At 69.1% G+C, this 22,306-nt stretch carries 13 protein-coding genes and 2 pseudogenes; 5 read left to right on the top strand and 10 right to left on the bottom strand.

The genetic code is table 11. The features are described from left to right. Window positions 1–157 precede the first annotated feature (157 nt). On the top strand, window positions 158–1,741 hold the full coding sequence (locus tag B1L11_RS31015; RefSeq protein ID WP_079318946.1) for an acyl-CoA synthetase: 1,584 nt from the start codon (window positions 158–160) through the stop codon (window positions 1,739–1,741). Window positions 1,742–1,892: 151 nt separating this feature from the next. On the opposite strand, the gene B1L11_RS31010 is transcribed toward B1L11_RS31015, so the two are convergent. The 7 genes and pseudogenes from B1L11_RS31010 to B1L11_RS30975 form a co-directional block, all read right to left on the bottom strand. Then, entirely contained in the window at window positions 1,893–2,411 is a 519-nt protein-coding gene (locus B1L11_RS31010) for a hypothetical protein (protein ID WP_079318941.1), read from the bottom strand. A 64-nt stretch (window positions 2,412–2,475) separates the two neighbouring features. After that, window positions 2,476–5,373, bottom strand: a complete 2,898-nt coding sequence (locus tag B1L11_RS31005; protein WP_079318940.1) for an RHS repeat domain-containing protein — start codon at window positions 5,371–5,373, stop codon at window positions 2,476–2,478. Continuing rightward, window positions 5,358–6,212: an RHS repeat domain-containing protein gene (locus tag B1L11_RS31000; RefSeq protein ID WP_079318939.1), complete on the bottom strand. Its 855-nt coding sequence runs from the start codon at window positions 6,210–6,212 to the stop codon at window positions 5,358–5,360. The genes B1L11_RS31005 and B1L11_RS31000 overlap by 16 nt, the downstream gene beginning before the upstream one ends. A 161-nt stretch (window positions 6,213–6,373) precedes the next feature. Beyond that, window positions 6,374–8,317 (bottom strand): LamG-like jellyroll fold domain-containing protein, encoded by a 1,944-nt coding sequence (locus B1L11_RS52395; RefSeq protein ID WP_079318938.1) that lies wholly within the window; start codon window positions 8,315–8,317, stop codon window positions 6,374–6,376. Between the two features lie 764 nt (window positions 8,318–9,081). Next, window positions 9,082–11,214: pseudogene (locus B1L11_RS52390) on the bottom strand (LamG-like jellyroll fold domain-containing protein); the annotation flags it as partial. 2,339 nt (window positions 11,215–13,553) lie between these two features. Further along, complete coding sequence (locus tag B1L11_RS30980) at window positions 13,554–14,210, bottom strand: protein-L-isoaspartate(D-aspartate) O-methyltransferase (RefSeq protein WP_256863038.1); 657 nt, start codon at window positions 14,208–14,210, stop codon at window positions 13,554–13,556. A 77-nt stretch (window positions 14,211–14,287) separates the two neighbouring features. Next, window positions 14,288–14,854, bottom strand: a complete 567-nt coding sequence (locus tag B1L11_RS30975) for a cysteine hydrolase family protein (RefSeq protein ID WP_079318936.1) — start codon at window positions 14,852–14,854, stop codon at window positions 14,288–14,290. 93 nt (window positions 14,855–14,947) lie between these two features. Between B1L11_RS30975 and B1L11_RS30970 the strand changes: the two genes are divergently transcribed. Together B1L11_RS30970 and B1L11_RS30965 are read left to right on the top strand one after the other, a co-directional pair. Next, a complete protein-coding gene (locus B1L11_RS30970; protein ID WP_079318935.1) occupies window positions 14,948–15,376 on the top strand; it encodes an Rrf2 family transcriptional regulator in 429 nt (142 codons plus the stop codon). Between the two features lie 73 nt (window positions 15,377–15,449). After that, window positions 15,450–16,653 (top strand): annotated as a pseudogene (locus B1L11_RS30965) (globin domain-containing protein). 65 nt (window positions 16,654–16,718) lie between these two features. Here the strand turns inward: B1L11_RS30965 and B1L11_RS30960 are convergent. Both B1L11_RS30960 and B1L11_RS30955 read right to left on the bottom strand, forming a co-directional pair. Next, the gene (locus B1L11_RS30960; protein WP_079318934.1) at window positions 16,719–17,528 is read right to left on the bottom strand and encodes an SAM-dependent methyltransferase; all 810 of its coding nucleotides are present in this window, start codon (window positions 17,526–17,528) and stop codon (window positions 16,719–16,721) included. 130 nt (window positions 17,529–17,658) lie between these two features. Beyond that, complete coding sequence (locus B1L11_RS30955) at window positions 17,659–19,116, bottom strand: GH1 family beta-glucosidase (RefSeq protein WP_143737662.1); 1,458 nt, start codon at window positions 19,114–19,116, stop codon at window positions 17,659–17,661. Window positions 19,117–19,516: 400 nt separating this feature from the next. On the opposite strand from B1L11_RS30955, the gene B1L11_RS30950 reads away from it, so the two are divergent. Then, the gene (locus tag B1L11_RS30950) at window positions 19,517–20,542 is read left to right on the top strand and encodes a LacI family DNA-binding transcriptional regulator (protein WP_218671423.1); all 1,026 of its coding nucleotides are present in this window, start codon (window positions 19,517–19,519) and stop codon (window positions 20,540–20,542) included. Between the two features lie 191 nt (window positions 20,543–20,733). Then, a complete protein-coding gene (locus B1L11_RS30945) occupies window positions 20,734–21,039 on the top strand; it encodes a DUF6401 family natural product biosynthesis protein (RefSeq protein ID WP_079318932.1) in 306 nt (101 codons plus the stop codon). Between the two features lie 58 nt (window positions 21,040–21,097). On the opposite strand, the gene B1L11_RS45780 is transcribed toward B1L11_RS30945, so the two are convergent. Beyond that, on the bottom strand, window positions 21,098–22,237 hold the full coding sequence (locus B1L11_RS45780; protein ID WP_079318931.1) for a hypothetical protein: 1,140 nt from the start codon (window positions 22,235–22,237) through the stop codon (window positions 21,098–21,100). Window positions 22,238–22,306: the final 69 nt, after the last annotated feature.

Raw genomic sequence — 22,306 nt, 5'->3', positions numbered from 1 at the left:
CCCCGGCGGTGCTGACCGGGCTGGCGCTGGGCGGAGTCGCGGAGACCGCGCTGGCCGCCGTGCTCTTCGCCGTCGGGCGGGCGGGGCTCTCCCCAAGGCGATCGGTTCTCACTAGGCTGATCCAGAAGTTTCCTCTGTTCAGGTGCTGGAGCCGCTCATGACCCCCGCCTCGCCGGATGTCGCCCTCGCCCGCCGTCAGTCGCTCGCGGACCTGCTCCGGCGCTCCGCCCGGCGGCACCCCGGCCGCCTGGCCGTGGCGGACTCGGCCCAGTCCCGTACGTACGCGGAGCTCGACGAGGACGTGACGCGGGTGGCGGGCGCGCTGGCCGCCCGGGGCGTACGTCCCGGGGACCGCATGGCGGTGCTGTCGCGCAACAGCGTGGACTACGTGCGGACGATCTTCGGTGTGGCCCGCGCCGGGGCCGTCCTCGTGCCGGTCAACTTCATGCTCGGGGCCGACGAGATCGCCTACGTCCTGTCCCACTCCGGCGCGGTCGCGCTGATCGCGCAGGACGCCCTGTTGCCGGTGGCGCGCGACGCGGCCAAGCAGGCCGACGGGCTGCGGCTGCGCATGGTGTACGGCCCGGCGCCGGAGGAGGGCTGGGAGCCGTTCGACCCGCTGCTTCGGGAGGACGTGGCCGAGCCGGTCGTGCCGATCGGGCCCGACGACCCCGCACAGATCCTCTACACCTCGGGCACCGAGTCACGCCCGAAGGGCGCCGTGCTGTCCCACGCCGCGCTGATCGCCCAGTACGCGAGCTGCGTCATCGACGGCGGCATGACCCGCGACGACGTCGAACTGCACGCGATGCCGCTGTTCCACTGTGCCCAGCAGCACTGCTTCCTGGTGCCGGACATCCAGCTCGGCGCCTCCAGCCACATCCTCCCCGGAGCCGACCCCACGGCCGTGCTGGAGGCGATCGAGCGCCACAGGGTGACCAAGTTCTTCGCGCCGCCCACGGTGTGGATCTCGCTGCTGCGCCACCCGGACTTCGACCGGCGCGACCTGTCCTCGCTCCGCAAGGGCTACTACGGCGCGGCGATCATGCCGGTCGAGGTGCTGCGGGAGATCGCCGAGCGACTGCCGGACGTGCGCCTGTGGAACTTCTACGGCCAGACCGAGATGGCCCCGGTCGCGGTGATGCTCCAGCCGGAGGACCAGATCCGCAAGGCGGGCTCGGCCGGCCAGGCCGCCCTGAACGTCGAGACCCGGGTCGTGGACGCCGACGGCAACGACGTCCCTCCTGGGGAGATCGGCGAGATCGTGCACCGCAGCCCGCACGCGATCCTCGGCTACCTGGACGACCCCGAGAAGACCGCCGAGGCGTTCCGGGGCGGCTGGTTCCACTCGGGCGACCTCGGGGTGATGGACGAGGAGGGCTACCTCACGGTCGTCGACCGGATCAAAGACATGATCAAGACCGGCGGGGAGAACGTCGCAAGCCGCGAGGTCGAGGAGGTCGTCTACGAGCACCCGGCGGTCGCGGAGGTCGCCGTCGTCGGGGTCCGCCACCCGAGCTGGATCGAGGCGGTCGTCGCGATCGTGGTGACGAAGCCGGGCATGACCGTCACCGAGGAGGAACTGCGAGCCCACGTCCGGGCCCGGCTCGCCGCGTTCAAGGTGCCCAAGGCCGTCGCGTTCGTGGACGCGCTGCCGAAGAACCCGAGCGGCAAGATCCTCAAGCGCGAACTCCGGGACCGCCACGCCGCCCTCGCCGACCGCATCCCCGGCACCCGCTGAGCTTTCGCCACGGACTGCACACTGTCGGAGCGGGCGGCAGGTCAGAGGTGCGGGGCATCACCCATGCGGCGAGCAGCGTACGGCCGCCTGGTCGGCTTCGCCTCGCCCATCTGCCCGAGAGTGCACTTCAAGATGCATTTCCTCGCCGGGCTCATTCAGATGAATCGGCTCCGCGGAACCACTTTGGGGCCGCGGGGTCGGTCATCCAGGACTGCCTGCATGCGTCGCGCATAAGGCACTCGAAATGGTCCGCCTTCGTATTCCTGCACTGCCCGAGGGTGTTCCCCGGTTCGTCCAGGCACTCCAGATAGTCATCTGTCAGACGACCGCACGTGTAAGGGGTCAGACCTGCTTCCGTGCATCTCAGCAACTCGAGAGCGACAACCCGGCAAGCGGACTCATCGGGCTGCCCATACCTCTCCCGGCAGTCATCGTCGGCTCTGAGCGCCGCCCGGCACTGCTCCGCGCCCCAGTGGACGTACTTCTCCTCGAAGCACTGACCGTAAGCCTCGAAGGCCTCCTGGCACGTCGGCACATCGCTGTCCTTCTGGCACGCGACGAGAACCGTCCTGACAGGCCGCTCGACGACGTTCATGACTACCAGGACGGCCCCGCCGAGCAACAACACCGACATCGCGGCAAAGAGCAGCCGACGCCGCTTTCTCACCATGTAACCATCCTCACCCGAGCCGACGCTCGGCCTCCGCATTACCGCACCCCATCGCCCGGCGCCATCACGGCCCCGGCAGGGCCTCGATGCGGCAGCACCATCGCGGCCACTCGTTGTAACTGACCTTGATGGGATTGCCGGGATGGTTCTTCCTCGCCTTCTCCCAGTCGTCGTTCACCTGGTCGGTCCGCCATTCGATCATCTTGTTCGCCACCGCGCCGACCACTCCGCAGACGGTTGCGGCCGTTTCTAGATGCGGGGCCGCGGCGGGAGCGACGACGGACGCGATCGACAGGAACTCGCAGGGCTTGGAGACGTCACCCTCCCACTTGTCCTGCAACTTCGCCTTCAGCCAGGCCTGTACTGAGGAATACGTGTCGTTACAGAACTTACCCCCGGTTCGTCCCGAGACCACAGTGCACTTATGGACGGGCTTGGCACTGCACGCCTGCTGGTTGGGGTCGTAGACACAGGCGTAGAAATCGCCGGCAAGGTTCGCGCAACCCTTCAGGTTACGGGTTTCCGCCAAGCAGTTGAGCTGCACGAGGGCGACAGAGAAGCATGATTCGGGAGAGCCGCCACGGTAACCGCACTGCATGACTCCCCAGCCGACTCCGTTGCAGGTGCTGACCGATTGCCCATAACCGGCCCTCCCCTCCTTCGAGTAGCCGCTATACCTGCACTGCGCCCATATCTCACGAACGGCTTCACATCCGGGTTGGCTGCCCTGGGGCCGGCACCGTTCGTACGCCGAAACCGCTCCTGCGCAAACGTCGCCGTCCCTGTTCTTGTCGTATATCCTCCGGCACAGCAGGTACTCCTGGTTCCCCTCGATGCACACCACACGATGCTTGGGGTAGGCGCGTTTACAGGACTCATAGACGGGATTGGCGTTGTCGCACCAGGTGCCCCCCTTCAAGTATTTGCATGCGGCGTTGATGCCCACAACCTCGCAGCCCAGCTTGTCCTTGCTGCCAAAGCGGCAGTCCAGATAGGCCTTGCCGGCGGCCTTGCAGGCACCGCTGTCATCCGAGCCAACATACCCCTCCACACAATCGGCCACGAAGGCCTTCTGCTCTTTGAAGAGCTTCTCTTCGTCCTTGCAGCTCTTTCCCTTGAAGTCGTTATTCTTACAGCTCGCGTACTCCGCCTTGGTCACCTCGATCTTTTTGGTCTTCGTCTTTTTGACCTGCAAGCTCCCGCTCACCGTGGCCGTCTTGGCCTTGTGCCCGTCAGGGTCGGTGTTGGTAAGGGGGTTGTCGTTGGCGTAGGTGTAGCGGTTGAGCTGGAGCGACGGATCGGGCGCGAGGGTCACGGTGTCGCGGGAGACGAAGCTGCCGGTGGTGGGCTGGTACCAGCGCGCCGCCATGTTGACCTTCTTGGTGCTGGGGTCGGTGTATCCGCCCTGGTATCCGAGACTGTGCATGGTGCCGGTCCTAGCGATGACCTCCCCGAACGGGTTGTAGGCGGTGGAGTCGGTCAGGGCGGTGCCGTCGGCCGTGAAGGTGCCGATGAGGTCGCCGTGCAAGTCGCTGAACGCCAGCTGGCCGCTACCCGCGTCGGACAGGCTCACGGTGCGCCCGAAGGCGTCTCTGCCGTACGCAGCCTTCTTAACGCCGCCGCCGTCCGTGACGGCGACCAGGTTGTTCGTCTGGCCGTCGTAGGCGAACTTCATCGTCTGCCCGCCCTCCGTGCGGCCGGCCATGCGGTCGAGGGCGTCGTAGTCGTACGTGACCGCGTCGTCCTGGATGAGCCGGTCGAAGGCGTCGAACTTGGTGATCTCTACCTTGCCGTTGGACGATTCGGCGAGGGTGCCGCGTGCGGTGTATGTGTAGGTGTAGCCGTCGCCGGAGGTGAGACGGTTGCGCTCGTCGTAGGTGTAGGTCTTGTCGCCCGCCCGGATGCGGTTGCCGGCGGCGTCCCACCCGTACTCGGTGGTCTTGCCGTCGGTCGCGGTCCAGGAGGTGAGGCGGTTGGCCCAGTCGTACGTGTACGTGTTGGTGCCCGCCCCGGCCGTGCCGGTCGTGGTCTTGGTGGTCATGTTGTCGTCGACGTCGTAGCCGTAGTCGATGGACGCGATCGGCGAGTCCTGGCCGCTCTTCAGCTCATCCTTAGTGAGACGGTTGAGCGCGTCGTAGGAGAAGCTCCGGCGGGCACCGTTCGCACCGTAGGCCATGCTGGTCAACCGGGCCGCCTTGTCGTACCCGTACTCGATCGTCGAGGACGTCACCGGGTCGGTCATGCTGGTGAGGCGGTCGGCGTCGTCCCAGCTGAACGAGGCCGTGCCGGTGGAGTCTGCCCGCTGGACGAGTCGGTTGTCGGCATCGTAGGCGTAGGCGCTGATGTCTCCGCCGGGTCCGCTGCTCTTCAGCAGCAGGCCGCGGTCGTTCAGCGAGAAGGCCAGTTCGTCGGCGCGTGTAAGACGACCGGCGAGGTCGTAGCCGAAGTTCTTGTCCTCCGTGGCCGCCTCGGCGCCGCTACCGATCTGCTTGACCAGCCGGTTCAGCTCATCGAAGGTCCGCTCGACCTTTACACCGCCGGGAAGCAGACTCGTGACCTGGTTCCCCGCCGCGTCGTAGATGTTCGTCCAGGTTCGGTCGGACAGGTCCGGGTGAGCGGCGGTGCTCGGCTCGATCACCGACTCCACCAGACCGAGGCTGTTGTAGGTGGTGTAGGTGGAGTTGCCCCGCCCGTCGGTCGCCCGGGTCTGCTGACCAGCGGCGTCATAACCGAACGACGTGGTGATCGTCTCGGTGGCGGAGACCGGCTCGTGCTGCTCGACCAGCCGGTTGGCCGCATCGTAGGCACGGGTGGTGGTGTGACCCGTCGCAGTGGTCTGGCTGGTCAGGTTGCCGGCGGCGTCGTAGCCGAATGCCCGGGTGCGCAGCACCGCGCCAGCGGCGTCGACGTCCGCCGTCTCGATCTTTCTGCCAGCCTGGTCGTACTTCACCGTACCGGACACGCCGAGGGGGTTGGTCGTCTTGACGACCGCCCGGACAGGTCGTAGCCGAAGGTCGTGCTGTTCCCCAGCGCGTCCGTGTGTGACGTCATCTCACCGAACGCGTTGTAGGCGCGGATCACGGCATCGCCTGTCGGACGGGTGACCTTGGTGAGGTTGCCCGCGTCGTCGTATTCGTACCCGGTGACGTAGGCCGCAGCGGTCGGCTTGCGCTCGAAGGTCGTGGTGGTGATCTGGCGGCCCAGATCGTCGTACGTCGCCTCCCAGCGCGCGCCGGTCGGATCGGTCCGGGCCGTCGCCTCCCCGAGCAGGTCGTAGCCGAAGCTCGTCACCCCGCCTGGGGAACCGCCGACCGGCGGATCCGTGACCTGCACCTGGCGGCCGAGGCCGTCGTAGAGCGCGGTGGTGGTGTGACCACGCGCGTCGGTCGAGCTGATCTGCTGCCCTGCGGCATCGTAGGAGACCGTCGCCGTAGGCGTGATCGCCTGACCACCCGGCGGGGTATAGGCGGGCAGGGACTGGGAGACTGGCCGCCCCTCCCGGTCGTAGACGGAGGTGGCGGTGCGTCCCTCCGCGTCCACCGCATGCGTCTGGTCGCCGAATGTGTCATAGCCCAGCCGGGTGGTGGGACGTGCGAGTGCGGCGACGCCACCGTCGCGCTCCACCTGCACCGGGGGCAGTTTGAGTTCGACCGTCCCGCCCACCGCGTCGTAGCGGATGTCGGTCGTGTAGTCCACGGCGTTCGCGCCGGAGACCGTTCCGCGCGGATCCGTGATCGCGGTGACCAGCTTGCGCTCGTCGACGGTGACCGCGGTCACCAAGTCCTGGCCGTCATTGTGCACGGTCTGCCTGATCGGTTGGTCATCCGCGTTGTAGACGTATTCGGTGTTCTCCCTACGGTCGGTTCCGGCCGCCGTCTTGGTGACGCTGATGACGTTGTCGTTGGCGTCGTAGCCGTACGCCGTCTTCCTGGCCAGCAGGCCGGGATCGGCTGTCTGCGACGTCAGACGGCCGGCCGCGTCGTAGACCGCGTCAATGCGCAGGATCCCGCCATCCGTGGTCTGCCGGATGACATGCCCGGCCGGTCGTACAGCTTGGCGTCCAGCACCACGTCACGGCGTGTGGACGAGCCGTTCAGCCTGGCCCCGCCGACGATCGTCTGCGCGGCCAGGCCATCGTCGTAGTACGTGTGCGAGGTGGTACGGCCCATGGCGTCGGTCGTTGATGCCAGCCTCCCGGCGGGATCGTACGCGTACGACGTCATAACCACGTCGGCGGCGACCTGCGGGTTGACCGGGCTGCCGGTCCAGCCCTTGAGGACGGTCGCGGCGAGCTCTCCGCGCGCGGTGTAGGAGTAGTTGTAGACCGAACCACGCCGATCGGTGTAGCTGACCTTCTGTCCCTTGTGGTCGTAGCCGAATCGCTCGACACCGCCCTCCGGACCGGTGACCGAGTCGGCCCGGCCGTAGTCGTCGTAGGTATAGGTGGTCGTGCGCTGCGGATCGCCGCCGGTCAGGTCGGACATGGTCGTGGTCAGCGGGTTACCGTCGGCGTCGTAGGTGGAGGTCTTCCGCATCGTGTGGGTCACCCCCGTGACCTCGTTCCTGACGCCCGGACCCGTGGCGGTCGCGGGATGACCCTGGGCGTCGTAGGCGATGGTCGTCGTCACCCCTTGCGGGTATGCCGCTGACACCTCCGTCTGGCTGGTCGGACGCCCGATCGCGTCGTAGTCGTACCTGTTCACCAGTCCCGTCGGGCTGGTCTCCTCCGCGACATCCCCGGCGGCGGTGTACGCGTACCTCGACTCGTTTCCCTTGAAGTCCTTGACGGACTTCACCAGGCCGGCAGGAGTGACGCCACCGCCGACCGCCTGCTCGGTCCCATCGGTGTAGGTGAGGGAATCTGAGCGGCCCTGTGGGAAGTCGGGCGTGGCGGGAACCTTCCTCATGGTCGGCTCCCCGTATGAGTTGTACGTCGTCGTTATCGCGTAGGTGTCATCGGTGGCCGAGGCCGATCTGCCGTCCCGGTACGCGGTGACCTGGTCGTTGCGCGGGTCGAAAGGATCATCCGCTTTCAGGTAGTAGGAGTAGTACTCCGTGAAGCATGCGTCACTGCTGCGGCATGTCTTTCTGGCCAGGGGATTACCGCGAGCGTCGTACGACAGCTCGGTCACTTTGCCGTTTGGGTCGGTGAGCTTCGCCGGGAAGCCGCCGGTGTCATAGCCATATCGGGTGGTCTTGCCCAATTGGTCGGTAGTGGAGACGACCTGATATCCGCGCAGGGCGTTGGTGACGTAGGTCAACGTGCCGTTATGCGGATCGGTCACCGTGGTCGTGGCCGAGGTCTGCGTGCTGGATTCCCGGGCATAGACCAGGTCCGACAGCTTCCAGGTGCCGCCGTCGTCGTCGGTGTGCGTCGTCAGCCGGCCGCCGTCGGCGGCGTAGGTGTTCTCCGCGTGGACGCGGCCCGACGGCTGGGTCTCCTTTGTCAGCTGCGGCTGTGCCTGCCGTGCGGCGTAGTGGGTGCGGACGGTGGCGACTCCCAGGGGCTTGTCGTAGACCGCGACCTCGTCGATGCTGCCGGCGAACGGGAAGGACGAGAACGACGATGTCGTGGACGGCCAGCTGGGGGCGCCGAACCCGGCGCCGATCCGGGTGTCCCACATCGTTTCACTGCCGGTGTGGGTGATCTTCCCGGCCAGGCCGCCGACCGGCTGCCCGTCGAGGAAGAGGGTCTGAATGTCCTCCGCGCCGGACAGCACCACATGGTGCCAGGCGCCGTCGTTGACTCTGCCCGCGGAAGTGATCGGCGCGGCCGTGCCGTCCAGAACTGGCCACGCAGTTTCCCGTCGGTGCCAACGTAGACAACCGGTGCGTACGCTTCCGGCGAGCTCTCCGGCCAGCTCTGGTAACCGAGGATCGTGCCCGAGCCGGTGGTCTTGAACCATGCTTCGACCGCCAGGCTGCCGCCCAGGCCGCTCACCGTCGCCTCGGGCAGCGCCACGTACGCCGATCCGGTAGTGCCCGCGAAGCTCATCGCGGTGTCCGGGGAACCGGCGAGGGCACCGGCGACGCCCGCGGTCGCGTTGGCGGTGTTGCCCCTGAGCATGCCGTCGCCCGCGCCGGCATCGACGCCGACGGAGCTGGGCACCTTGCTGTTCAGGGAATCTGCGGTCCCGCCGAGGCGCCAGTAGCCGATGGGCCCGGAGTCGAGGACGACGCTGCGGTAGCGGGAGGCGTCGGTGTAGGTGTAGGTGGTGCAGGCGCCGCCTGCGGCCGGGGGGCACGCCTTGACCAGCTTGTCGCCGTCGTACTCGTAGGTCCAGGCGATGGGCGTCCCGTCCACGGGGTCGGTGGCGACGCTTGTCACGTGGGCGCCGCTCCAGGTGAAGGTGAGCGAACGCTCGCCGGTCGCGGTGACCTTCAGCAGCCTGCCGTCCGTTCCGTAGACCAGATCCTGGGTACGGCTCCGCTTGTCGCTGACCTTCGTCAGTCTTCCGGAGCTGTCGAACCAATAGGAATTCGACCCCTTGTCCATCAGACGCCAGCCGGCGTCATCCAGGCTGACCAGGGTCGCGAAGGTCCCGGGCGGGGCTGCATAGGTGCCGTCGCCCCTGGAGGCGAAGCGCTGCTGGGTGCCATCCGGGTAAGTGATCAGCACGGTGGCGGGCGGGGTGATCGTCGTCGTGTCAGCCAGCTTCTGGATCTCGGCCGATGACAGCGCCTTCTGGAACATACGGATGTCATCGACGGCTCCCTTGACGCCGCTGCCGAGCACCGTCGTACCGGTCGCGTTCCAGCCCGCCGGGACGCCGGTGACCGTCTTCGCCAGCGTGCCGTTGACGTAGAGGGAGATGGAGTCCGCGGCCTTGTCGTACACGCCAGCGACGTGGAACCACTTCCCGACGGGCGCGTCCACTCCCGACAGCACGGCGGTGCGGGCGGAACCGGCGGTGTCAGAGGCGTAGGTGGCGAACATCAGCTGGCCGGTCGCCTGATCGACACCGAGGTAGTAGGGGGAGCGGTTGACACCGTTCTGCCGGGCCACCTGGTAGGAGCCCGACCTGTCGTCCAGCTTCAGCCACGATGCGACCGTGTAGCTGTCGTCCGCGTGCAGCACAGGGCCGGGCACGGTGGCGACCGAACCGCCGGACGTGGCGGCGGCGCGGCCGACCTTCCCGTCGACCTGGGAGGTGCCGGCGGACAGCGCGGCGTTGAACCTGTGCCCCGAGGCGTCGGCCGCGAACACGCTGCCCGGCAGGTCGCCCAGCGGCCAGTGCCCGACCATGGACGGGTAGCTGAGCGCCTGTCCTTCGTCCTGCACCCGCATGTCCCATCGGGTGGACCAGCCGGAGCCGAACGCGCCGTCAGAGCGGGGATCGAGGCTGTTGTACGTACGGGTCACACTCAGGGGGAGGCCGGGAGCCGCGACGGACAGGTCGGCGATCGAGCGGGTGTAGCCGCCGTTGACGTGATTGAACTCGCGGCCTTCCGTCCCCGGCGCGAGCAGCGAGTTGACAGTGCCCTGCTCCGGCGCGGTGGTGAAGGTCCGCCAGGAGGAGGTTACGGTCGCGGCACTCGTCGCGGCCTTGGCGTACCACCAGTAGGTCTTGCCCCACTGCAACTTGTCCTTCGGGACGGTGAACGTCCCCTCCTTGGTCCACTCCTGTGAGCTCTCACACCATGTCCAGTTGTCCTTGGATCCGGAGCAGATCTGGAACCAGTAGACGACAGTGCCCTCTACGGACGACTGCGCGTGCGCGGACAACGTCGGCCGCAACGTGCCGACCTGGGTGTTGTCCGCAGGAGAGAAGGTCTGGAAAGGAAGGACGGACACCGTCGCGGTCTGCCACTGCGACCATGGGCCGTTCACCCCGCTCGTGGTGACACCACGCACTCGCCAGCGGATCCGCCAGCCCTCGGACAGCTTGCCCTCCGGGATGCCGGCCCAGGCCTTCGAACCGGACGGGGATGCGGTGGTGCCGGTCCCGGCCCAGATCTGCCCCGTTCCCTGCTCCGTCGCCTCGGGGTCGTGCTCGACCTCCACTCGAAGGAAGGAACTGCGTCCCTGCGGGTCGGTCACCGTCGCGAAAAACCACGGATTCAGCGACTGGGCCGTCCAGAAAGAGGCGCCCGCTGTTCCGGGCGTCAGACCGGGCGCGGCGACGGCCGGTTTGGTGACGTTCACGGTGGCGGTCTGCCAGTCCGACCATGGCCCGGCCACCCCCGTCGTCGTCACACCGCGGACCCGCCACCGCACCGCCCAGCCGTCGGAGAGCTTGCCGGCGGGCACCTGCACCCATGCGTTCGACCCGGATGCGTACGACGTGGTCCCGGTTCCCGACCAGATCAGCCCCGAGCCCTGCGACGGAACCGACGGATCATGCTCGACCTCCGCGCTCAGGTAGGAGGCTAGGCCGCCCGTGGCGGTCACCTTCGTGTACAGCCACGGCGTCTGGGAGGCCAGGATCCAGGAGGCGTCCCCGGTCTTGGTTCCGGGCACCACGCCGAGCCCGGTGCCGGCCGGCTTGTTGACGTCGATCTTCGCGGTCTGCCAGTCGGACCAGGGCCCGTTCACGCCCGTCGTGCTCACCCCGCGGACCCGCCACCGTACCAGCCACCCGTCCGTCAGCTTCCCGGATGGCACGGTGACGTACGTGGACGACCCGGAGGTCGCCGAGGACGAACCCGTCCCCGACCAGATCAGACCCGAACCCTGCGACGGCACCGACGGATCATGCTCGATCTCCACCCCCAGCCGGGACGAGCTGCCGTACAAGTAGGTGATCTTCGCCGAGAACTGCGGCGTCAACGACGAGATCGTCCACAGGCCCGCACTCTGCATGCCGTTCCACATCGACAGGTCCGACACCGTGGGCTTGGTAGTGTCGATCTTGGCCGTTTGCCAGTCCGACCAGGGCCCGTTCACCCCCGTCGTGCTCACGCCACGGACCCGCCACCGCACCAGCCACCCGTCGGTCAGCTTCCCCGACGGCACGAGGACGTACGTGGACGACCCGGAGGTCGCCGAGGACGAACCCGTCCCCGACCAGATCAGCCCCGAACCCTGCGACGGCACCGACGGATCATGCTCGATCTCCACCCCCAGCCGGGACGAGCTGCCGTACAAGTAGGTGATCTTCGCCACGAACTCCGGCGTCAACGACGAAATCGTCCACAGGCCCGCACTCTGCCCGCCGTCCCACATCGACAGCTCCGACACCGTGGGCTTGGTAGTGTCGATCTTGGCCGTTTGCCACACCGACCACGGTCCGGCCGCCCCCGACGTCGTCACACCGCGGACCCGCCACCGCACCAGCCACCCGTCGGTCAGCTTCCCCGACGGCACGAGGATGTAGGCGGACGACCCCGACGGGGCCGACGACGAACCCGTCCCCGACCAGATCAGACCCGAACCCTGCGACGGCACCGACGGATCATGCTCGATCTCCACCCCCAGATAGGACGAGCGGGACAGCGGATCGGTGATCTTCGCCAGGAACTCCGGCGTCAACGACGAGATCGTCCACAGGCCCGCACTCTGCCCGCCGTCCCACATCGACAGCTCCGACACCGCGGGCTTACTGACGTCGATCTTGGCCGTTTGCCACACCGACCACGGTCCGGCCACCCCCGACGTCGTCACACCGCGGACCCGCCACCGCACCAGCCACCCGTCCGTCAGCTTCCCCGACGGCACGAAGAGGTACGCGGACGACCCCGACGGGGCCGACGACGAACCCGTCCCCGACCAGATCAGACCCGAACCCTGCGACGGCACCGACGGATCATGCTCGATCTCCACCCCCAGATAGGACGAGCGGGACAGCGGATCGGTGATCTTCGCCAGGAACTCCGGCGTCAACGACGAGATCGTCCACTGGTCCCCACTCTGCATGCCGTCCCATATCGACAGGTTCGACACCGCGGGCTTACTGACGTCGATTCTCGCGGTCTGCCAATCCGACCACGCCCCGTTCACCCCCGTCGTCGTCACACCGCGGACCCGCCACCGCACCAGCCACCCGTCCGTCAGCTTCCCCGACGGCACGATGATGGAAGCGGACGACCCGGAGGCCGCCGAGGACGAACCCGTCCCCGACCAGATCAGACCCGAGCCCTGCGACGGCACCGACGGATCATGCTCGATCTCCAGCCCCAGATAGGACGACCGGTACAACGGGTCGGTGATCTTCGCCGAGAACTCGGGCGTCAATGACGAGATCGTCCACCCGTCCGAGCCCAGGGTTCCCGTCGCCGTGAGAGACGCCACGAAGGGAACATTGTCCCCTGCCGTGGCGGAGGTCAGGTTCAGGGTGGCGGCTCCCAGCGTGCCGGCCTGCGCCACCCGGGTGACCACCCTTGACGCGCCCTTACCCGGCACCACCCGCCTCAGCGACAGGCCCTGGGCCCGGACGGCCGCCGGAGGCGTCGCCGGCTCAGCAGCCGCCTCCTTGATCTCCTTAGGCAGGGGCGGCGGCGACTTCAGACCGCCTTCGGCCGGTTCGCCCGAAGGCGTGCGAGGCTTGTCCAGCGGCAGCCCGCCTTCCGGGCGCTTTCCGTCGTCATGCGGGCGCGGGCCGGGAATTGGGAGGTTCCTCGGTTCCGTGGCCGATGCGTCGACCAGGTGCGGCAGGTCCTTCGCCGAGCCCGACTGCTGCACTGGCGGAGCGCCCGCCGACCCGGACGTGTCGTTCGGCAGGTTCAGCACCACGCGCGGCGCGGCCACCGGGCCCGGATACGCCGGAAGCCGCATCAACCCGGGCGCAAGCGCGATCACCACCACAGTCGTGACACGCAGCAGCCATCGAGCCGGGCCGATTTTGCCCAGCATGAACCCACCCCGTCGCACCCCGTCCACCTCTCCGTCGGCACACAGCGAAGGCTGTTGTGGCGGCGCCCGCGTGAAGCTGAGCGTCAGGAGAGACTCGGCAACAGCGGATCGAGCATCAGCAAAGCGATCAAAGGGTAACCGCCGACGATAACGGCGTAAAGGCAGCATAAAATTCGATTTGCCGTATTACCGGGATTATCGGCAGTCGCTCAATCCCCGCAGTCCTCCCGGATCTGCGATGTCGCGCGTTTGATTACGGGGTGAACACGCGTGATTGCCTGCGCGGAGATGCCCCCGATGCGAACCTAAATCCAGTATTCGACCTTCCGATTCGGGCCGTACGTACAGGGTCAGGACGGATAGCCGTAGCGGCCGTGGAGACGGACGAAACGGGCCAGCGTGAGGACCTGGCGGGGTTCGAGACCGATGACGGTGCGCTCGAACAGCACGACCTCCTCCCGGCCGCCCGAGCCGATGGGCTGCACCAGGCGTCCACCGAGCCGCAACTGCTCGACCAGCGGCGCGGGAACCGTGGGAAAGGCGGCCGAGACGATGACGGCGTCGTAGGGGGCGTGCTCGGGCACCCCCTGGCCACCGTCGCCGACGAGCACCTCGGCGTTGCGGATGCCCTGCCGGGCCAGGTTGCGGCGTGCCCCGCGTACGAGGTCGGGCCACAACTCGACGCTGACCACGTCGGCGGCCATGCGGGCGAGCAGCGCGGTCTGGTAGCCGAGGCCGCTGCCGACCTCCAGCACGTGCTCCCGGCCGGTGAGTCCCAGCCCCTCGATCATCGTCGCCGACAGCGACGGCTGGGTCGTCACCTGCCCGTGCGCGATGGGGATCGGCACGTCCTCGTACGCGTGGGCGATGTGCTCGGTGGGGACGAAACCGGCTCTCGGGGTCGAGCGCACGGCCTGGACCAGGCGCTCGTCACGCACGCCCGCCGCCCGGACGGCCCGGACGAGGTCTTCGGGACAGGCGGCTGCGGTCACGTCCACCACGCTCACGTTCAGACGGGGAGCGGCGCCGTCCCCCACCGCGGCCCGCTCCCCCTCGGTGATGCCCCCTCAGCCGCGCCGGAACCTCAGCCCGCGTCGGCGGCGAAGGTCACCTCCGCCGTGCCGACGGTCCCCGCGCGGCGGCCCGGGGCGCTCTGCCACTGCCAGTAGAGGTTCGTGTGCGCGATCACCTGCTCGGGAGCCGGCGCACCGTAGGCGGTGAGGTCCTCGGTGGTGTGGGCGTCGCCGACCAGCGTCACGTCGTAGCCGCGGACGAAGGCCCCGTGAAGGGTCGAGCGGATGCACGCGTCCGTCTGGGCGCCCGTGACGACGAGGCGGCCCACCCCGCGCTCGGCGAGCAGCGCCTCCAGGTCGGTGTCCTCGAACGAGTCGCCGTACCTCTTGTGGACGAGCGGCTCCGCATCCTGGCGGACCAGCTCGGGCACGTACCGCCAGTTCTCACTGTCCCGCTGGAGACCGTGGTCGTCGGAGTGCTGCACCCAGATCACCGGCACGTCCTCCGCGCGGGCCTTGCCGACCAGGGTGTCGATGTTCGCGATCACGGCGTCGCGGTTGGGAGCGCCTTCCATCACCCCGTTCTGGACGTCGATGACCAGCAGCGCGGTGTTCGGGCGATCAGCCAGCGTTGTCATGGGGTCCACCCTAGAGCCGGCCACCGACAACTTCCGTTCCGTGCGAAGCACCCCAAATTGGAGTGCTACATACCGATTTGCTAGCGTCGAAATGTGCGGTTGACGAAGTTCACGGACCTGGCCCTGCGCGTCACCATGCGCCTGGCGGTCCTGGAACCGGGGGCGTCGCTCACCACCCGCCAGGTGGCCGACGCGATGGCGATCCCCTACAACCACACCGCCAAGGCCATCGCCCGCCTGCAGCACCTCGGCGTCGTGGAGGCCCGCCGGGGACGCGGGGGCGGCCTGGAGCTGACCGAGTTCGGCCGTACGGCCTCGATCGGCTGGCTGGTCCGCGAACTGGAGGGAGAGGAGGAGGTCGTCACCTGCGAGGGGGAGATCCCCTGCCCGCTACGGGCCGTCTGCAGCCTGCGCGGCGCGCTGCGCGCGGCACAGCAGGCCTTCTACGCCTCCCTCGATCCGATCACCGTGGATCAACTGGCCTCCTCGTCGTCGAGGCCGGTGCTGCTCAGCCTCTCCTGACCTGCACAAATGGGAAGAACCAGCAGGTTTCCGACGTTTAATTTGCGCATCAGATACCAATTTGGAGATTGCCATGCTCTCCCCCGAGTCGGCCGTGACCGTCCGCGCCACCCTGCCCGTGATCGCGGGCGCGATCCAGGAGATCACCGCCCGCTTCTACGACACGATGTTCGCCGACAACCCGGAGCTGCTGCGCGACCTGTTCAACCGCGGCAACCAGGCCAACGGTGAGCAGCGCATCGCACTGGCGGGCTCGATCGCCGCGTTCGCGACCGCGCTGGTGGAGCGCCCGGGGGAGCTTCCCGGCACGATGCTCTCCAGGATCGCCAACAAGCACGCCTCCCTCGGCGTCACCGAGGAGCAGTACGCCGTGGTGCACAAGTACCTGTTCGGCGCGATCGTCGAGGTGCTGGGCGACGCCGTCACGCCCGAGGTCGCCCAGGCGTGGGACGAGGTCTACTGGCTCATGGCCGAGACGCTGATCGGCCTGGAGCGCGACCTCTACCGCGAGGCGGGCCGGGGCTGGACGCGGGCCACCGTGGTCGAGCGGCGCGACGAGACGGCGGACGTCGCCTCCTTCCTCCTGCGCCCGGACACCCCGATGTCCTTCCGGCCGGGTCAGTACGTCAGCGTCCAGGTCACGCTGCCCGACGGGGCGCGGCAGATCCGGCAGTACAGCCTGTCGAACGCCCCGGAACGCGGTGACTGGCGGATCACGGTCAAGCGGGTGCGCGGCGAGGACGCCCCCGAGGGCGAGGTGTCCGCCTGGCTGCACGAACACGTCCGGGCCGGTGACGTGCTCGCGGTCTCCGCGCCCTTCGGCGACCTGACCCTGCCCGAGGGCGACGGCCCGCTGCTGCTCGCCTCGGCGGGGATTGGGGTCACCCCCCATCCTGTCGATGCTCGACCACCTCGCCGCCACCGGTTCGAGCCGACGGGTGATGGTCGTGCACGCCGACCGCTCCCCGGACGCCCACGTCCACCGCGAGGAGCTCGCGGACCTGGTCGCGGCCCTGCCCGGCGCCACCCTGCACCGCTGGTACGAGGACCTGCCCCCGGCGCAGGTGGGTGACGCAGCGCACGCCGCCGACCATGTCGCCGCCGTGGGCCGGGCCGACCTGTCGGCGCTCGACCTGCCCGGGGACGTCGTGGCCTGCCTGTGCGGGCCGCTGCCGTTCATGCGGGCCGTGCGCGCGCAGCTGGTCGAGCTGGGCGTGCCCGCCTCCGGCATCCACTACGAGGTGTTCGGCCCCGACCTGTGGATCGCGGCCGCGTGATCCGGTGACCGGCCCGCCGCTCGCCCGCGGCGGGCCCTCTCACCGGGCCCTCTCATCGGGTCCGGTCAGCGCAGCAGGCCGACGCCGGCGTAGCCGTCCACGCCGGGGATCCTCGGCAGCTTCGGCTCGTCGGGCTCGGGCCGCCACTCCTCGGTCACGACCAGACCCGGCTCCACCAGGTCGAACCCGTCGAAGAACCGCAGCAGTTCGGCGTGGGTCCGCGGGGTGACCGCCCCGGCGGAGGTGTTCTTGTACAGCTCGCGTCCCTCGCGGATCTTCTCCTCGTCGAGGTCGCCGTACGACAGGTGGCTGACGGCCATCGCGCTACCTGGGGCGAGCCGGTCGCGCAGCGTGGCAACGATGCGCCCGGCGTCCTCGGTGCCGGGGATGAAGTGCAGCACGGCCACCATGAGCAGGCCCACCGGCTTGCCGAAGTCGATGTGCTCGTTGATCCGGGGGTCGTCGAGGATGGCCTCGGGCTCGCGCAGGTCGCCGTCCACGACGATCGTCTGGCTGTTGTCGGCCAGCAGGGCCCGGCCGTGGGCGAGCACGATCGGGTCGTTGTCGACGTAGACCACCCGCGAGTCGGGGGCTTCGCCGAGCGCGACCTGGTGGACGTTCTCCTGCGTCGGCAGCCCGGCGCCGATGTCGAGGAACTGGCGGATGCCCTGCCGGGCCATGAGGGTCACGGCCCGGCGGATGAAGCGCCTGTTGGTCTGCACGCCCTCACGCGCGTTCGGGGTCAGCTCGATGAGCTTCTCGGCCGCCGCCCGGTCGACGGCGAAGTTGTCCTTGCCGCCGAGGAGGTAGTCGTAGATCCGGGCGACGCTGGGGACCGTCACGTCGATTCCCGGCGGGCCCTGCTCCTGGTTCATTGGTCCTGCCCTGATGCGCTCGTACGTTGATCAAAACGTAGCCGATTAATCCGGATTAGGCGCATCGAAGGGGGAATTGACCGGCACGCGCCAGAGGCGCGGCCGGCCAACCCGGAGCCCGGAGGGCTCCTCAGTCCCCCGCCGGGCGTTCACCCCTCGGGGTGCCGGCGACCAGGATGTCGACCGGACCCGTGGTCACAGGTCCGGTGACGACCGGGTCGGCGATGAAGTCGCGCATCCAGTGGAAGCTGGCCTTCGGCGTGCGCAGCTGGGTGTCGTAGTCAACGTGCACCAGGCCGAACCTGGCGGAGTAGCCCCGGGCCCACTCGAAGTTGTCCATCAGCGACCAGCAGAAGTAGCCGCGCACGTCCGCGCCCGCCGTCATCGCGTCGCGGGTCGCGGCCAGGTGGTCGCGCAGGTAGTCGATGCGCCCGCCGTCCTCCAGCACACCGTCGTCGCCGTACCCGTTCTCGGTGATGTAGACGGGCGGCAGGTCCGGATAGCGGGAGGTCAGCCCGACGAGGGTCTCGTACAGCCCCTCGGGCTCCACCACCCAGCCCAGGCCGCTGGTGCGCGCGTCCTGCGGCGTGACGGTGCGCACGCCCAGGTCGAACGCCGAGCGCCGGGCGGGGTCGGCCTCCTCGTACGGCGCGGCCTCCACGTGCAGGCGGTAGTAGTAGTTCACCCCGAGGAAGTCCACCGGCGTGCCGATGACGTCCAGGTCGCCGTCCCGCCGGAAGGAGAAGTCGGTGATCCGGCCGAACGTCTCGGCCATGTCGGAGGCGTAGGCCCCGCCGAAGAGCGGTTCGGTGAACTGCCGGTTGACCAGCAGGTCCATCCGCCGCGCGGCCTGGACGTCCCGCGGCGCGGAGGTCACCGGCACGGTCGGCGACATGTTGAGCGTCACCCCGACCTGCTGACCGGGTCTGGCCATCTCCCGCAGGCGCGCGACGGCCAGGCCGTGGCCGAGCAGCAGGTGGTGGGCCGCGGCCAGCGCGCCGTGCCCCTCCCTGGCGCCCGGCGCGTGCCGGCCCTCGCCGTAGCCGACGATGGCCGAGCAGTACGGCTCGTTCAGCGTGATCCAGTTCGAGACCGATTCGCCGAGGGCGTCGTACATCACCTCGGCGTAGTCGGCGAAACGCTCGGCCGTGTCGCGGACCCGCCAGCCCCCGCGGTCCTCCAGCGCCTGCGGCAGGTCCCAGTGGTAGAGGGTCACGTACGGCTCGATTTCGCCCTCCCGCAGGGCGTCCACGAGCCGCCGGTAGAAGTCGAGCCCGCGCCGGTTCACCGGTCCCCGGCCGTCGGGCAGCACCCGCGGCCAGGCAACGGAGAATCGGTAGGCCCCCGCCCCCAGGTCTTTCATGAGATCGACATCCTCTTGCCAGCGGTGATAGTGGTCGCAGGCGAACTCACCCGACTCACCCCGTGCCACCGCGCCGGGCATCCGGCAGAAGGTGTCCCATATCGAGGGCCCCCGGCCGTCGGCGCTGACGGCCCCCTCGATCTGGTAGGCCGCGGTGGCCGTGCCCCACACGAAGCCGGCGGGAAAGGTCCGCGGCATGGCGAGGCGTTCGTCGGTCGCCGTCATCCCCTGTTCGCTCCAGGTTCCGTGCCCGCTCGGGTGAACAGCCCGGACACGGCTGCCGGCCGTACGGGCGATGGAACCGTTCCCCCCGAAGGCCGCGGGACCCGCCGAGCCGTACGGCGGGCACACACGCGGGCAGACGGAGTTCCGCAGCGGACACCTGAACTCCCTCACAGGAGAAAGGGAAGCGGCTGCGAGACACGACGGCGGCCGAGCCCGTGGCAACGAGAAAGCGCCGGCCGATGCCCGCCATCACACATAAGAGGAGGGGAAGCTGTCAAGTCACAAAAACATGACGGAAGGAAATTCCGATTACTGGTTGACGGACTTCCCGGCGGTTGCCTATTTTGGAGAAACCGGTTGCATGAAACCGGTTACAGCGAGATGCGATAGCGTTTGGTCCGTGGCAACGATCAGAGAGCTGGCGCGCCTGTGCGGCGTGTCTCCCGCGACCGTCTCCCGCGTGTTCAACAACCCCGAGGTGGTGAACGCGAAGACCAGGGAGCAGGTGCTGCGGACGGCCCGCCAAATCGGCTATCTGCCCAACGAGTCCGCCCGCACGCTGGCCACCAAGAAATCCTTCATGGTCGGCCTGGTGTGGGACACCGACCACCGCCGCCCCGGCTGGCGGCACCCGTTCTTCCAGGAAATCCTCATCGGCCTGAAGACGGCGCTCAGCGGGCGCGGATATCACCTCCTCATGCTCGCGACGAGCGGGGACACGAGCGGGGAGAGGACCGAGGACGCCTACGTGCGCGCCGCGCGCAGGCACAACCTCGACGGCGTCGTGATGATCGACAGCGGCACCTGGGATCCCTCACTGCAGCGGCTGTCCGAATCGGGGGTGCCCTGCGTCAGCCTCGACCGTCCCGTCGAGGGTCCCCACGCCACGTACGTGACCTCGGACAACGTCGGCGGCGCCCGCCTCGCCGTACGGCACCTGCACGAGCGGGGACGGCGGGCCATCGCCACGATCACTGGCCCGGCGCACACGCGGCCCGGCGCCGAGCGTCTGCGGGGCTACCAGGACGAACTGTCCCGGCTGGGGCTGCCGCGCCGGCCCGAGTTCGTGGTCGAGGGCGACTTCTACCTGTCGGGCGGCCACGCCGCGATGCGCCGCCTGCTGGAGGCCGACGAGCGGCCCGACGCCGTGTTCGTCGCGGGCGACGAGATGGCCGTCGGCGCGCTGCGCGCGATCGGCGAAGCCGGGCTGAAGGTGCCCGAGGACATCGCCCTGGTCGGGTTCGACGACATCGAGGTGGCCGCGCTCGTGCCGCCGGGCCTGACGACCGTCGCCCAGGACAAGGCCGGGTTCGGCACCGCCGCCGCCGAGGCGGTGGTCTCCATGATCAACGGCGCGGAAGCCCCGCCGCCCCGGATCCTGCCGACGACACTCGTCGTGCGCGGCTCCAGCACGCCGCCGCTCTGACCCCCTCAGCCCGCCCGTGGGCCGGACACCTTCGCCAGACTGGGCCGCGATCGGCACTGCCCGCGCGCCGGACGCGGGACGGGCGCTCCCGCTTGAGGTTTCGCCCTCTCTGAGGGTTCTGGATCGTTGTGCTTCCGGAGGCGCTTATCGTGATGAGGCACCCATCACCCTTGACCCTCCGGGGGACTTCCGTGTCCGAGCAGTCCTGGCCTGTCCGCATCCGTGCCGAGTTCGCGCAGCGCGTGCTGGACCTGCGGCACCAGCATCCGGGGGTCCTCGCCTCGCTGGACCAGCACATGACCGCCGTCAAGCACGCCATCGCGGAGCTGGGCGAACGGGTCGGGCCGGCCTCCCTGCTCGCCTACCTGATCGGCTACTGGGACGGCGCGCGGGAGAAGGGCTGGCGGGCGCCGGGACCGGACCAACCGCTCGACTTCGCCACCCTGCGCATGAGCGCGGTCTGCCTGATGCTCGACGCCGCGGCCGAACCGGCCTGACCCCATACAGCGGCGGGGCGCCCCTCCGGCTGAGGGACGCCCCGCGCGACCGAAGGGCTCACCGGCGCGGCGACGGCGGCTCCTCCGGGGGATTCGGCCGGGAGGAGGTGGGCCGCGCCACCTCACCCGGCGCGTCCTGCGGCATCGGGGCGCCCGAGGTGCCCGCAGCCGGAGGAATGGGGGTCGTCGGAGCGCCCGGAGCGGCCGGCGGGGTGCTCTCGGGGTACGCGGGCCGGCTCGCCCGCGCGTCCTCGCCGCCCTGCACGCCCGGGGTGTTCCCGCCGACGTTCGGCGGCTGCGCGACGTTCTGCGCCTGCACGGTGTTCGGCGGCTGCGCGGTGCTCTGAGGCTGCGCGGTGCTCTGAGGCTGCGCGGTGCTCTGAGGCTGTGCCGTGCTCTGCGGGTAGGCGGCGGAGGCCGGCTGGGCGAAGGCCCCCACCCGCTGCCGCGGCTGCTCCGCCCGTGACACGGCGGCGGTCTCCATCGCGTCGGCGCGGCCCCGGCTGTAGGCCGCGGCCTGGGCGCGGATGGTGTCGGTCTCGGCCTCCGCCCGGCTCAGCCAGTGCTCCCAGCGCTGCTGCATGGGCCGGACCAGGCCGCCGCCGACGCCGACGATGAGGATGCCGGCCATGGTGGCCAGGATGGCGATCAGCACGGGTGTCGTGACGGTGGTCGCGACCTCGATCTGGTTGAGCGCGGCGATGACGCCGAGGCCGATGATGAACACCGACGCGATCGTGGCCAGCGGCCGGCCGTACGGCAGGGAGCCCAGAGCGGCGGTGACGATGTCCTTGACGGCCCTGGCGATGGCGCTGGCGACCACGATGATGACGATCGCCACGGCGGCCTTGGGCAGCCATGCCACCACTCCGGAGAGCAGGTCGCTGACGGGGTTGGGCCCGAAGACGGAGAAGGCGATCTGCAGCGTGATCAGCAGGATCGCGTAGTAGACGAGTTTCGCGAGCAGGCCGGACGCGTCGTACCTGCTGCGCGCCAGCGCCCGCCCCACGGCCCCGCGCTCGACCCATCGGTCGAACCCGACGCGTTCGAGTACGGCGTCCACGGCCTTCCGCAGTGCCGTGGCGACCAGCCAGCCCACCACGAGGACGACGACGAATGCGAGGAACTTGGGGACGAACGTGGCGATCGACGACCAGGCGTCGGCCACTCCTCTTCCCCAGTCGACCGGAGCGGCCATGGGTCCTCCCGTTGAGAGCCTTCACGACGTACGGGCCCACGGCTACCCCGTGATCCGCGTCTCATACGC

The sequence above is a fragment of the Microbispora sp. GKU 823 genome (assembly GCF_002027145.1).
GTDB classification, from domain to species: Bacteria; Actinomycetota; Actinomycetes; order Streptosporangiales; family Streptosporangiaceae; genus Microbispora; species Microbispora siamensis.
Note: the sequence above shows the minus strand (reverse complement) of the source record. Positions and strands in the feature narration are given on the sequence as shown.

What these genes read in the sequence shown, in the direction of transcription:
- B1L11_RS31015 (WP_079318946.1), top strand. Translation starts at nt 158, where the DNA reads ATGACCCCCGCCTCGCCGGATGTCGCCCTCGCCCGCCGTCAGTCGCTC.
- B1L11_RS31010 (WP_079318941.1), bottom strand. Translation starts at nt 2,411, where the DNA reads ATGGTGAGAAAGCGGCGTCGGCTGCTCTTTGCCGCGATGTCGGTGTTG.
- B1L11_RS52395 (WP_079318938.1), bottom strand. Translation starts at nt 8,317, where the DNA reads ATGGTTCAAGACCACCGGCTCGGGCACGATCCTCGGTTACCAGAGCTG.
- B1L11_RS30975 (WP_079318936.1), bottom strand. Translation starts at nt 14,854, where the DNA reads ATGACAACGCTGGCTGATCGCCCGAACACCGCGCTGCTGGTCATCGAC.
- B1L11_RS30960 (WP_079318934.1), bottom strand. Translation starts at nt 17,528, where the DNA reads ATGAACCAGGAGCAGGGCCCGCCGGGAATCGACGTGACGGTCCCCAGC.
- B1L11_RS30955 (WP_143737662.1), bottom strand. Translation starts at nt 19,116, where the DNA reads ATGACGGCGACCGACGAACGCCTCGCCATGCCGCGGACCTTTCCCGCC.
- B1L11_RS45780 (WP_079318931.1), bottom strand. Translation starts at nt 22,237, where the DNA reads ATGGCCGCTCCGGTCGACTGGGGAAGAGGAGTGGCCGACGCCTGGTCG.